Source organism: Streptomyces sporangiiformans (assembly GCF_005768555.2).
GTDB lineage: Bacteria > Actinomycetota > Actinomycetes > Streptomycetales > Streptomycetaceae > Streptomyces > Streptomyces sporangiiformans.
Map to the genome: position 1 here is coordinate 1 of NZ_VCHX02000065.1, position 12,725 is coordinate 12,725.

10 protein-coding genes are annotated in these 12,725 nt (G+C 70.3%); all 10 read left to right on the forward strand.

The features are described 5' to 3' along the window. Window positions 1–184 precede the first annotated feature (184 nt). The 10 genes from FGD71_RS05820 (at window position 185) to FGD71_RS05865 (ending at window position 12,625) form a co-directional block, all read left to right on the forward strand. Window positions 185–1,477 (forward strand): homoserine dehydrogenase, encoded by a 1,293-nt coding sequence (locus FGD71_RS05820; RefSeq protein ID WP_119099297.1) that lies wholly within the window; start codon window positions 185–187, stop codon window positions 1,475–1,477. 6 nt (window positions 1,478–1,483) lie between these two features. After that, a complete protein-coding gene (gene thrC / locus FGD71_RS05825) occupies window positions 1,484–2,542 on the forward strand; it encodes a threonine synthase (RefSeq protein WP_119099298.1) in 1,059 nt (352 codons plus the stop codon). A 259-nt stretch (window positions 2,543–2,801) separates the two neighbouring features. After that, the gene (thrB, locus tag FGD71_RS05830) at window positions 2,802–3,719 is read left to right on the forward strand and encodes a homoserine kinase (RefSeq protein ID WP_119099299.1); all 918 of its coding nucleotides are present in this window, start codon (window positions 2,802–2,804) and stop codon (window positions 3,717–3,719) included. A 384-nt stretch (window positions 3,720–4,103) separates the two neighbouring features. Further along, window positions 4,104–6,146 (forward strand): transcription termination factor Rho, encoded by a 2,043-nt coding sequence (gene rho / locus FGD71_RS05835; RefSeq protein WP_119099300.1) that lies wholly within the window; start codon window positions 4,104–4,106, stop codon window positions 6,144–6,146. A gap of 344 nt (window positions 6,147–6,490) precedes the next feature. After that, window positions 6,491–7,630, forward strand: coding sequence for an LCP family protein (locus FGD71_RS05840; RefSeq protein WP_119099301.1), 1,140 nt, complete (start codon window positions 6,491–6,493; stop codon window positions 7,628–7,630). Window positions 7,631–8,858: 1,228 nt separating this feature from the next. Further along, on the forward strand, window positions 8,859–9,080 hold the full coding sequence (gene rpmE, locus FGD71_RS05845; RefSeq protein ID WP_119099302.1) for a 50S ribosomal protein L31: 222 nt from the start codon (window positions 8,859–8,861) through the stop codon (window positions 9,078–9,080). Window positions 9,081–9,252: 172 nt separating this feature from the next. Next, window positions 9,253–10,329, forward strand: a complete 1,077-nt coding sequence (gene prfA, locus FGD71_RS05850) for a peptide chain release factor 1 (RefSeq protein ID WP_119099303.1) — start codon at window positions 9,253–9,255, stop codon at window positions 10,327–10,329. A gap of 76 nt (window positions 10,330–10,405) precedes the next feature. Continuing rightward, a complete protein-coding gene (gene prmC, locus FGD71_RS05855) occupies window positions 10,406–11,245 on the forward strand; it encodes a peptide chain release factor N(5)-glutamine methyltransferase (protein ID WP_119099304.1) in 840 nt (279 codons plus the stop codon). A 55-nt stretch (window positions 11,246–11,300) separates the two neighbouring features. Next, the gene (locus tag FGD71_RS05860) at window positions 11,301–11,948 is read left to right on the forward strand and encodes an L-threonylcarbamoyladenylate synthase (RefSeq protein WP_119099305.1); all 648 of its coding nucleotides are present in this window, start codon (window positions 11,301–11,303) and stop codon (window positions 11,946–11,948) included. Next, window positions 11,945–12,625 (forward strand): arsenate reductase/protein-tyrosine-phosphatase family protein, encoded by a 681-nt coding sequence (locus FGD71_RS05865; RefSeq protein ID WP_119099306.1) that lies wholly within the window; start codon window positions 11,945–11,947, stop codon window positions 12,623–12,625. Before FGD71_RS05860 ends, FGD71_RS05865 begins: the two co-directional genes overlap by 4 nt. Window positions 12,626–12,725 lie beyond the last annotated feature (100 nt).

The following is a 12,725-nucleotide window of genomic DNA, read 5'->3' on the forward strand; positions in this document are numbered from 1 at the left end:
CCCGGGGCCTGTCCCGGGCCGGGCCTAAGCGGGGCGGACCCCAAGGAAAAACGAGGCGGAAGATCTCCTGCGATCGGCCGCCGGAGAAATGAAATAGACGTCTCACGATCCGGACGATGGGCAGAAAGTCCCGTTCGGTGGGTGAGACTGGACCAACCGTGACGGTATGAGGAAACGAGGTCGGATGATGCGTACGCGTCCGCTGAAGGTGGCGCTGCTGGGCTGTGGGGTTGTCGGCTCAGAGGTGGCGCGCATCATGACGACGCACGCCGACGATCTCGCCGCCAGGATCGGTGCCCCCGTCGAGCTGGCGGGGGTCGCCGTACGACGGCCTTCCAAGGTGCGCGAGGGCATTCCCGCCGAACTCATCACCACCGACGCGACGGCCCTGGTCAAAAGCGGGGACATCGACGTGGTCGTCGAGGTCATCGGTGGTATCGAGCCCGCCCGGACCCTGATCACCACCGCCCTCGAGCACGGCGCGTCCGTCGTCTCCGCCAACAAGGCGCTGCTCGCCCAGGACGGCGCCGCGCTGCACGCCTTCGCCGAGGAACACGACAAGGACCTCTACTACGAGGCGGCGGTGGCGGGCGCCATTCCCCTCATCCGGCCGCTGCGCGAGTCCCTCGCCGGCGACAAGGTCAACCGGGTGCTCGGCATCGTCAACGGCACGACGAACTTCATCCTCGACAAGATGGACTCCACGGGGGCCGGGTATCAGGAAGCCCTCGACGAGGCCACCGCGCTCGGGTACGCGGAAGCCGACCCGACCGCCGATGTCGAGGGGTTCGACGCCGCCGCCAAGGCCGCGATCCTCGCCGGAATCGCCTTCCACACGCGCGTGCGCCTCGACGACGTGTACCGCGAGGGCATGACCGAGGTCACCGCCGCCGACTTCGCCTCGGCGAAGGAGATGGGCTGCACCATCAAGCTGCTCGCCATCTGTGAGCGGGCGGCCGACGGGGGGTCCGTGACCGCCCGGGTGCACCCCGCGATGATTCCGCTGACCCACCCGCTCGCCTCCGTGCGCGGCGCGTACAACGCCGTCTTCGTCGAGTCCGACGCCGCGGGCCAGTTGATGTTCTACGGTCCCGGTGCGGGCGGTGCGCCCACCGCCTCCGCGGTCCTCGGCGACCTCGTGGCCGTCTGCCGCAACCGGCTCAGCGGCGCGACCGGACCGGGCGACTCCGCGTACACCCAGCTGCCTGTGTCCCCCATGGGCGAGGTGGTCACGCGGTACCACATCAGCCTCGATGTGGCCGACAAACCGGGTGTTCTCGCCCAGGTTGCAACCGTATTCGCCGAGCACGGTGTCTCGATCGATACGGTTCGCCAACAGGGCAAGGACGGCGAGGCCTCCCTCGTCGTCGTCACCCACCGTGCGTCCGACGCGTCCCTCAACGGGACGGTCGAGGCGCTGCGCACCCTCGACACCGTGCGGGGTGTCGCCAGCATCATGCGGGTTGAAGGAGAGTAACCAGCAATGACCCACCAGTGGCGCGGAATCATAGAGGAGTACCGGGACCGGCTGCCGGTATCCGACAGCACGCCGGTCGTGACGCTCCGCGAGGGCGGCACGCCTCTCGTGCCCGCGCAGGTGCTCTCCGAGCGCACGGGCTGTGAGGTCCACCTCAAGGTGGAGGGCGCGAACCCCACCGGGTCCTTCAAGGACCGCGGCATGACCATGGCCATCAGCAAGGCCAAGGAGGAGGGCGCGAAGGCTGTCATCTGCGCCTCCACCGGCAACACGTCCGCCTCGGCGGCCGCCTATGCCGTACGGGCCGGAATGGTGTCCGCCGTTCTCGTTCCGCAGGGCAAGATCGCGCTCGGCAAGATGGGCCAGGCGCTCGTGCACGGCGCGAAGATCCTTCAGGTGGACGGGAACTTCGACGACTGCCTCACTCTCGCGCGCGCTCTGTCCGAGAACTACCCCGTGGCGCTGGTGAATTCAGTCAATCCGGTGCGCATCGAGGGGCAGAAGACCGCCGCGTTCGAGATCGTGGACATGCTGGGTGACGCACCCGACATCCACGTCCTGCCGGTGGGCAATGCGGGCAACATCACGGCGTACTGGAAGGGCTACAAGGAGTACGCCGCCGATGGTGTCGCCGCGCGGACCCCCCGGATGTGGGGCTTCCAGGCCGCCGGTTCCGCCCCGATCGTGCGCGGCGAGGTGGTCAAGGACCCGTCGACCATCGCCACCGCGATCCGCATCGGCAACCCCGCGTCGTGGAAGCTGGCGCTGGCCGCGCGGGACGAATCGGGCGGTTTCATCGATGAGGTGACGGACCGTGAGATTCTGCGCTGCTACCGGCTGTTGGCCTCTCAGGAGGGTGTCTTCGTCGAGCCCGCGTCCGCCGCGTCCGTCGCCGGCCTGCTGAAGGCCGCCGAGCAGGGCAAGGTCGACCCGGGCCAGCGAATCGTCTGCACGGTGACCGGCAACGGCCTCAAGGACCCGGACTGGGCCGTCGCGGGCGCCCCGCAGCCCGTCACGGTCCCGGTGGACGCGGCCACGGCCGCGGAACGCCTCGGTCTCGCATAACCTGTCACCACACCTGACGGCTAACCTGGCACCACACCTGACGGCGGGTGCACGGGGGGCTTACGACACGCATCGTGCGCCTCCTGTGCGCCCTATGTCGCCACAGAACCTTCCTTCGATAGGCTGTAGGGAACCCGCCCGCCGCATATGCCGCGGTGCCGCGCCGTCCTTGCGGCCGCAGGGTCTTTCCGTGGTCTTCCGTTCGCCTCGCAGGATTTCGAAAATCTCGCAGCTCAAGCTCAAGGAGAGTCATCGAGCGATGGCCGGTCCAGCGTTCCGCGCCGCCGCCGTCCGGGTGCGCGTCCCCGCCACCAGCGCCAATCTCGGCCCGGGCTTCGACGCCCTCGGCCTGTCGCTGGGGCTCTACGACGACGTGGTCGTCCGGGTGGCCGACTCCGGGCTGAACATCGACATCGCAGGTGAGGGCGACGAGACACTTCCGCGTGACGAGAGTCACCTCCTCGTACGTTCCCTGCGTACCGCCTTCGATCTGCTGGGCGGACAGCCGCGCGGCCTCGAGATCGTCTGCGCCAACCGCATTCCGCACGGCCGCGGCCTCGGCTCCTCGTCCGCCGCGATCTGCGCCGGCATCGTCGCCGCGCGCGCCGTGACCATAGGCGGCGACACCAAGCTCGACGACGCGGCGCTCCTTGAGCTCGCCACCGAGATCGAGGGCCACCCCGACAACGTCGCCGCCTGTCTGCTCGGCGGTTTCACGCTGTCCTGGATGGAGGGCGGCGCCGCCCGCGCCATCAGGATGGATCCCGCCGATTCCATCGTTCCGGTGGTCTTCGTACCGGGGAAACCGGTCCTGACCGAGACCGCCCGCGGCCTGCTGCCGCGCACCGTGCCACACGTCGACGCCGCCGCCAACGCGGGCCGCGCCGCACTGCTCGTCGAGGCCCTGACCAGGCGCCCCGAGCTGCTGCTGCCCGCCACCGATGACCGTCTGCACCAGGAGTACCGCGCTCCCGCCATGCCGGAGAGCGCCGCCCTGGTGGAGCGGCTGCGGGCCGACGGAATCCCCGCGGTGATCTCCGGCGCGGGCCCCACGGTGCTCGCGCTGGCCGATGAAGCGGCCGCCGACAAGGTCTCCCGCCTGGCCGGCGAGGGCTGGGCGGCCAACCGGCTGAGCCTCGATGCCCAGGGAGCGAGCGTGCTGCCGCTTGCCACCTGACACACGGTTGCCGGATTTGGAGAGGGGGAATATTTGTTGGATCCGGTAGTGTTAACCTCAAGTCTGCACCCGACCCCACCATGGCGAGGTGCTTCGTGTCCCCGTCCGGGACAGACCTTCTTCCGGGAGCCCCCCAAACTGCTTTGTGCCACGCATTGGATGCTATGCGCTGAGCAGTACTGAGCACGCTCCGGAACCGGCGTCACCGAGCCGACCGACACCGAACCTGAGTGTCGCGGCCCCGGGAAACGCCGTCACCAGATATTCCCCTCCGCCTTTTGGCGGACCACCGCCCCGGCACGGTCCATACACAGACCAAAGCCGGACAGCACAAACGGTCGCCGAGCCAGACAGGCCGACGTCCGCTCCAGGGAAGGACCCTTCGTGAGCGACACCACCGATCTGATGGGCGCACGTGTCGAGGAGACCGCTGCCGCGCCCGCCACGGACGCCTCCGCCGCGCCTGCCACCGGTGCTTCGGGCTCCCGTCGGCGCCGCGGTACCGGCCTTGAGGGCATGGTGCTGGCCGAGCTGCAGCAGGTCGCATCCGGCCTCGGCATCAGGGGCACCGCGCGGATGCGCAAGAGCCAGCTGATCGAGGTCATCAAGGAGGCGCAGGCGGGAGGGGGTGCCCCGGCGAAGACCGCCGAGGCAGCCGCCGAGACCAAGCCGAAGCGCCGGGCCACCTCGAAGGCTCGTACGGGGGAGGAAACCGCGTCTACCGCGGGGAAGCCCGCCGAGAAGCAGGCCAAGCAGGACAAGCCGGCGGGCAAGGCCGAGAAGGCCGAGAAGGCCGTGGCCCAGCAGCAGATCGAGATTCCCGGCCAGCCCGCGAGCGACGACGCCCCCGCCGGGGAGCGCCGCCGTCGCCGGGCCACCGCCGAGGCGGGCGCCCCCGAGACGGTCGCCGCCGAGGCGAAGACCGAGCCGAAGACTGAGGCTCCGGCCCAGACGCAGCCTCAGTCCCAGGGCGACGCCGGTGACCAGGGCGGCGAAGGCCGTCAGGGCCGCCAGGGCCGTCGTGACCGCGACCGTGGTGACCGTGACCGGGGCGGCCGTGACCGCGACCGGGGCGGCCGCGGCAAGGGCGACGACCAGCAGAACCAGGGCGGCGGCGGCAGCCAGCAGCGCGGCCAGCAGCAGGGTGGCGGCCGCCAGGACCGCCAGGACCGCCAGGACGACGGTTACGACGACGACGGGGGCGGCCGCCGCGGCCGTCGCGGTCGCTACCGGGACCGCCGTGGCCGCCGTGGCCGTGACGAGATCGCCGAGCCGCAGGTCGCCGAGGACGACGTCCTGATCCCCGTCGCGGGCATCCTGGACATCCTCGACAACTACGCGTTCATCCGTACGTCCGGCTACCTCCCGGGCCCGAACGACGTGTACGTCTCCCTCGCCCAGGTCCGCAAGAACGGTCTGCGCAAGGGCGACCACGTCACCGGCGCGGTCCGCCAGCCCAAGGAGGGCGAGCGCCGTGAGAAGTTCAACGCGCTGGTCCGCCTGGACTCCGTCAACGGCATGGCGCCCGAATCCGGGCGCGGACGGCCGGAGTTCAACAAGCTGACGCCGCTGTACCCGCAGGACCGGCTCCGTCTGGAGACCGACCCGGGCGTGCTGACCACCCGCATCATCGACCTCGTCGCGCCGATCGGTAAGGGCCAGCGCGGTCTGATCGTGGCCCCGCCGAAGACCGGCAAGACCATGATCATGCAGGCGATCGCCAACGCGATCACGCACAACAACCCCGAGTGCCACCTGATGGTCGTCCTCGTCGACGAGCGTCCGGAAGAGGTCACCGACATGCAGCGGTCGGTGAAGGGCGAGGTCATCTCCTCGACCTTCGACCGTCCGGCCGAGGACCACACCACGGTCGCCGAGCTGGCCATCGAGCGCGCCAAGCGCCTGGTGGAGCTGGGTCACGACGTCGTCGTACTGCTCGACTCGATCACGCGTCTGGGCCGTGCGTACAACCTCGCCGCCCCGGCCTCCGGCCGCATCCTGTCCGGTGGTGTCGACTCGACCGCGCTGTACCCGCCGAAGCGCTTCTTCGGTGCCGCGCGCAACATCGAGGACGGCGGCTCGCTGACCATCCTGGCCACCGCGCTCGTCGACACCGGCTCGCGCATGGACGAGGTGATCTTCGAGGAGTTCAAGGGCACCGGCAACGCGGAGCTCAAGCTCGACCGGAAGCTCGCCGACAAGCGCATCTTCCCGGCGGTGGACGTGGACGCGTCCGGTACCCGTAAGGAAGAGATCCTGCTCGGCAGCGACGAGCTCGCCATCACCTGGAAGCTGCGCCGGGTGCTGCACGCGCTCGACCAGCAGCAGGCGATCGAGCTGCTGCTGGACAAGATGAAGCAGACGAAGTCGAACGGCGAGTTCCTGCTGCAGATCCAGAAGACGACGCCGATGCCCAACGGCGACTGAGGCCGGCGTCAGCGTTCGTTTCTCAAGGGCCGTCCCCGTCACGCTCGTGACGGGGACGGCCCTTTTGTATGCGCTCGGCGAGACCTTGGCCACATGGCGGGGTAGGGCCACAGATCGCGGAGAGTGCATTGGGTTGGCTTGAAATCGCAGGTGAGCGGTTGGCTGACGATCTTCTTGGTTACAAATTGTGCACATTGGCCCACAGGTTGACCACAGTGCGTTGTGCAACCCTTTTTTCGGTTTCGCCGTCTGACCTGACGGGCGCTGACGGGTATGTCAGGGCCGATGACCGTGCCTGACCCCGAAAGCAGGGGGTAACCGACCGAACGAGGACTGAGGAGCACATGTCTGCCGAGAGCACGCCGGGATCCGGCACCGCGGAAGCCTCCGGTTCCAGCGGCCCGCGCCATCGCGCCACGGGCCGCCGGCGCAAGCCGCGCACCAAGGGCCGCAAGGCCCTCCTCATCACGGCGTGGGCGGCGGCAGGCATCGTGGTGCTGGGCGGCACCGGCCTCGGCTACGTGTACTTCAAGCTCAACGGCAACATCAACAGCGTCGACATCAACCAGGCCCTCGGCAGCGACCGGCCCCTGGACGTCGACAACGGCTCGCAGGACATTCTCGTACTGGGCTCCGACACCCGCTCCGGCAGCAACAAGAAGCTGGGCGGCGGCACCGACGACGGCTCGGCCCGCTCGGACACGGCGATGATCGTGCACATCTACAAGGGCCACAAGAAGGCCAGCGTGGTCTCGATACCCAGGGACACCCTCGTCAAGCGCCCCGAGTGCACCGACAGCAAGGGTGTCGAGCACGACGGCGCGACGACCGCGATGTTCAACTCCGCGTACAGCACCGGCGGGGCGGCGTGCGCGGTGAAGACCGTCGAGTCGATGACCGGTATCCGTATGGACCACTACGTCGAGGTCGACTTCAGTGGCTTCCAGAAGCTCATCGACGAGCTCGGCGGCGTCAAGGTCACCACGACCAAGAACATCTCGGATCCCGAGAGCCACCTCGACCTGAAGGCCGGCACCCACCAGCTCACCGGCAAGCAGGCCCTCGGCCTGGTCCGCACCCGGCACGGCGTCGGGGACGGATCCGACCTCGGCCGCATCCAGCTCCAGCAGGCGTTCATCAAGGCTCTGGTCGAACAGGTCAAGGAGATCGGCGTACTGAGCAACCCGAAGGAGCTGTTCGATCTCGCCGACACCGCGACGAAGACCGTGACCACCGACTCCGAGCTCGACTCGGTCAAGGACCTGGCCTCGTTCGCCAACGGGCTCAAGGGCATCAGCCCCGGGAACATGAACATGGTGACGATGCCGGTGCAGTACGACGCGGCGGACGCCAACCGGGTCCTCATCGACAAGGCCAAGTCCAAGCGTGTCTGGGCCGCGCTCAGGGACGACCGGCCCATCCCGAAGTCCGCCACCAAGGGCACCGCCTCCGGAGGCGCGAAGGGCGTCGTCAGCTCCGGCTGACCCCTGGCCGGGGTCCACACGCGCCCCGGCCGCCCTCCAGGGCACAGGCGCGCCCATCGCCCACCCGCGGCCCCACACGGGCTGCGGCCGGGCCCCCGGCAAGACACCGTCCGAGCCCTCGGCGCGACACCCGCACACGCAGGAGCTCCGGCTGGACAACCGCGGGGGCCTCGACCGGGCCCGCACACGCACGGGCTCCGGCCGGGCACTTGCGCAGGCGCCTGCCGGGCCGCGCACGCGCCCGGGGCCGGACACCCGCACGAGCCTCGGCCGGCAGCCCGAAACAGGCGCGCCTGCCGGGCACGCGGCGAGGCTTCTGCCGGGCGGCCGCGGGGGTTCCTGCACCGCGTAACCGCACGCTCTCGGCCGGGCAAGCGCACAGCTCCGGCCGGACAACCGCAGGGGCTCCGGCCGGGCCCGCACACGCATGGGCTCCGGCCGGGCACTTGCGCAGGCGCCTGCCGGGCCGGGCACGCGCCCCGGGTCGGGTACCCGCACGAGCCCCGGTCGGCAGCCCGAAACAGGCGCGCCTGCCGGGCACGCGGCGAGGCTTCTGCCGGGCGGCCGCGGGGGTTCCTGCACCGCGTAACCGCACGCTCTCGGCCGGGCAAGCGCACAGCTCCGGCCGGACAACCGCAGGGGCTCCGGCCGGGCCCTCACACGGGCTCCTGCCTGAACTGCATGGGCTCCGGCGGGGTATCCGCATGCGCCCCCGGCTGGGTTACCCCCGCGAGCCTCTGGCGGGGCAACCGCACGGGGCCCGGCCGCGCACCCGTACAGGCTCCGACCCGGCACCCACGCGAGCCCCTGGCGGGGCACCCGCATAGGCGCCTGCCGGGCGACCGCGCGCCCCCGGCCGGGTAAACGGCACGGCCCCTGCCGGGCGACCGCGCCTCCTGCCGGGCAACCGCACACGCCTCTGCCGGGCCACCGCACACGCCCCTGCCGGGCAACCGCACACGCCCCTGCCGGGCCACCGCAAGGGCCTGCCGGCCAACCGCACACGCCCGACCCGGCAACCGCACTGGCCTGCCGGCCAACCGCACGGGTCCCCGCCGGGCATCCACACACGCCCCCGCCGGGCGCCGCGCGGGGCCCGGGAATAGATCGCCCAGCCCCTCGGTTTTGGGGGATACGGCCAGTCCTGGCAGACTGGTACGTCGGCTCCGGTTCACGCATCCGCATCCCGCGCATGCGACCCGGCGCCCTCCCGAAACTAGGAGACACCTTGAAGCGCGACATCCACCCCCAGTACGTCGAGACGCAGGTCAGCTGCACCTGTGGCGCGTCGTTCACCACCCGTAGCACGATCGAGGCCGGCTCCATCCGTGCCGAGGTCTGCTCCGAGTGCCACCCGTTCTACACGGGCAAGCAGAAGATCCTCGACACCGGTGGCCGTGTGGCCCGCTTCGAGGCCCGCTTCGGCAAGGCTGCCGCTGCCAAGAAGTAGCGACCTCACAGCGCCGGTCTTCGTTGCCCCCGCAGGGGCATCGGGACCGGCGCTTTGCGGTGCAGTCCCCTCCCCCAAGCTCTCGACTTCGCTCGAGCAGGGGGGACCCCCATGTCGTACGCACGTCCCTCGAGCTCCTGCCGAGCGAAGGGGCAGTCCATTGGAGCCGGAGATGTTCGAGGCGGTCGAGGAACTGATCGGCGAGCACGCCGATCTTGAGAAGAGGCTCGCCGACCCGTCGGTCCACGCGGACCAGGCGAACGCGCGCAAGCTGAACAAGCGCTACGCCGAGCTGACCCCGGTCGTCGCGACGTACCGCTCCTGGAGGCAGACCGGCGACGACGTCGAGACGGCCCGCGAATTCGCCGCCGACGACCCGGACTTCGCGGCCGAGGTCAAGGAACTGGAGAAGCAGCGCGAGGAGCTCACTGAGAAGCTCCGGCTGCTGCTGGTCCCGCGCGACCCCAGCGACGACAAGGACGTCATCCTCGAGATCAAAGCCGGCGCCGGCGGCGACGAGTCCGCGTTGTTCGCGGGCGACCTGCTGCGCATGTACCTGCGCTACGCCGAGCGCGTCGGCTGGAAGACCGAGATCATCGACTCCACCGAGTCCGAGCTCGGCGGCTACAAGGACGTCCAGGTCGCCGTGAAGACCAAGGGCGGCCAGGGCGCCACCGAGCCCGGCCAGGGCGTCTGGGCGCGGCTGAAGTACGAGGGCGGGGTGCACCGCGTGCAGCGCGTGCCCGCGACCGAGTCCCAGGGCCGGATCCACACCTCCGCCGCCGGTGTCCTCGTGACCCCCGAGGCCGAGGAGATCGACGTCGAGATCAACCAGAATGATCTGAGGATCGACGTCTACCGCTCCTCCGGGCCCGGTGGCCAGTCCGTCAACACGACCGACTCCGCGGTGCGTATCACGCACGTTCCCACCGGAGTCGTCGCCTCCTGCCAGAACGAGAAGAGCCAGTTGCAGAACAAGGAGCAGGCGATGCGTATCCTGCGCTCCAGGCTCCTCGCGGCGGCACAGGAGGAAGCGGAGAAGGAGGCCGCGGACGCCCGCCGCAGCCAGGTCCGTACCGTCGACCGCTCCGAGAAGATCCGTACGTACAACTTCCCGGAGAACCGCATTTCGGACCACCGCGTCGGCTTCAAGGCGTACAACCTGGACCAGGTACTGGACGGCGACCTCGACGCGGTGATCCAGGCCTGTGTGGACGCGGACTCGGCCGCGAAGCTCGCCGCAGCCTGACGTACACGACAACAGCTCAGCCCGGAGGACCAGCGTGCAGCAACACAGTGGGGGGCGGCCCCCCAACCCCCGCAGCGTGCTGCTCGCGGAAGTCGCCCAGGCCACCCAGCGGTTGGCCGACGCCGGCGTGCCCTCGCCGCGCAACGACGCGGAGGAGCTCGCAGCCTTTGTGCACGGTGTGAAGCGGGGCGGGCTGCACACCGTCAAGGACGCCGACTTCGACGCCCGGTACTGGGAGGTCATCGCGCGCCGCGAGGCCCGCGAGCCGCTCCAGCACATCACCGGGCGGGCCTTCTTCCGGTATCTGGAACTCCAGGTCGGGCCAGGGGTGTTCGTGCCGCGCCCGGAGACCGAGTCGGTCGTCGGGTGGGCCATAGACGCCGTACGCGCGATGGACGTCGTCGAGCCGCTCATCGTCGACCTGTGCACGGGATCCGGGGCCATCGCGCTCGCCATGGCGCAGGAGGTGCCGCGCTCCCGCGTGCACGCCGTGGAGCTGTCCGAGGACGCGCTCCAGTGGACGCGCAAGAACGTCGAGGGATCCAGGGTCGACCTGCGTCAGGGAGACGCCCTGGACGCCTTCCACGACCTCGACGGCCAGGTGGACCTCGTCATCTCCAACCCGCCGTACATCCCGCTGACCGAGTGGGAGTACGTCGCGCCCGAGGCCCGGGACTACGATCCCGGCCTCGCCCTCTTCTCCGGCGAGGACGGACTCGACCTCATTCGCGGTCTGGAGCGCACCGCGCACCGGCTGCTGCGCCCCGGCGGCGTCGTCGTCATCGAGCACGCCGACACCCAGGGCGGGCAGGTGCCGTGGATCTTCACCGAGGAGCGGGGCTGGGCCGACGCCGCCGACCACCCCGACCTCAACAACCGACCGCGGTTCGCGACCGCCCGCAGGGCGACGCCGTGAGTACGCGCTTCAGCACTTCCAGCCAGCAGTACGTGTACGAGGAGGCTCGCTAACGATGGCACGGCGATACGACACCAACGACGCCACCGACCGCGCGACCGGTCTGCGCGAGGCCGCGTCCGCCGTCCGCCGCGGCGAGCTCGTGGTCCTCCCCACCGACACCGTGTACGGCGTGGGCGCCGACGCGTTCTCCTCGGAGGCCGTTTCCGACCTGCTGGAGGCCAAGGGCCGGGGGCGCAACATGCCCACTCCCGTGCTCATCGGCTCCCCGAACACGCTGCACGGGCTGGTCACCGACTTCTCCGAGATGGCCTGGGAGCTCGTCGACGCGTTCTGGCCGGGTGCCCTGACCCTCGTCGCCAAGCACCAGCCGTCGCTGCAGTGGGACCTGGGGGACACCCGTGGCACCGTTGCCGTGCGCATGCCGCTGCACCCGGTGGCGATCGAGCTGCTGACCGAGGTCGGCCCCATGGCCGTGTCCTCGGCGAACCTGACCGGTCACCCGGCGCCGGAGGACTGCGACGCCGCGCAGGAGATGCTCGGCGACTCCATCTCGGTCTACCTGGACGGCGGCCCGACTCCGGGCAACGTCCCTTCCTCGATCGTCGACGTCACCGGCAAGGTGCCCGTCCTGCTGCGCGCGGGCGCCCTGTCCGAAGAGGAGCTCAGGAAGGTCGTACCCGACCTCGAGGTGGCGAATTGACAGCCCCTGAAGCGGGGCGTGGCATAGGCACGGGGAACACGGGGAACGCGGGGACTCACTGGGACGGGGCCTCGGGGGACTCTTTCCGCATCCTCCACGTCAGCACCGGCAATGTGTGCCGCTCGCCGATCACCGAGCGGCTGACCCGCCATGCCCTGGCGGACCGGCTCGGCGACCCTTTGTGGGGCGGCCTGATAGTGGAGAGCGCCGGCACCTGGGGCCACGAGGGCGCGCCCATGGAGGCCAACGCGGAGACGGTCCTCGCGGACTTCGGAGCGGATGCCTCCGGCTTTGTGGGCCGGGAACTGCTGGACGAGCACGTGATCAGGGCCGACCTGGTGCTGACGGCCACGCGCGACCACCGCGCACAGGTCATCTCCATGGGCCACTCCGCGGGCCTGCGCACCTTCACGCTCAAGGAGTTCACCCGCCTCGTGAAGGCGATCGACGGCGCGACGCTGCCGCCCCTGGAGGATGGCGTGGTCGCTCGTGCCCGGGCGTTGGTGCGCGCGGCGGCGGCGCTGCGTGGGTGGCTGCTGGCGCCGACGGCGGAGGCGGACGAGGTGTATGACCCGTATGGGGCGCCGTTGCCGTTCTTTCGTTCGGTGGGGGATGAGATCCATCAGGCGTTGGATCCGGTGGTGACGGCGTTGACGGGGGTTGCCGCGCGGGCTTGAGCCGGGGGTGCGTACGGCGGCGGCGCGGGGCGTCCGCGGGGTCGGTGCCGGGGCTGGTTCGTGTACCGGGTCGGACGTAACAGCGGGCGCTGTGGGGAGC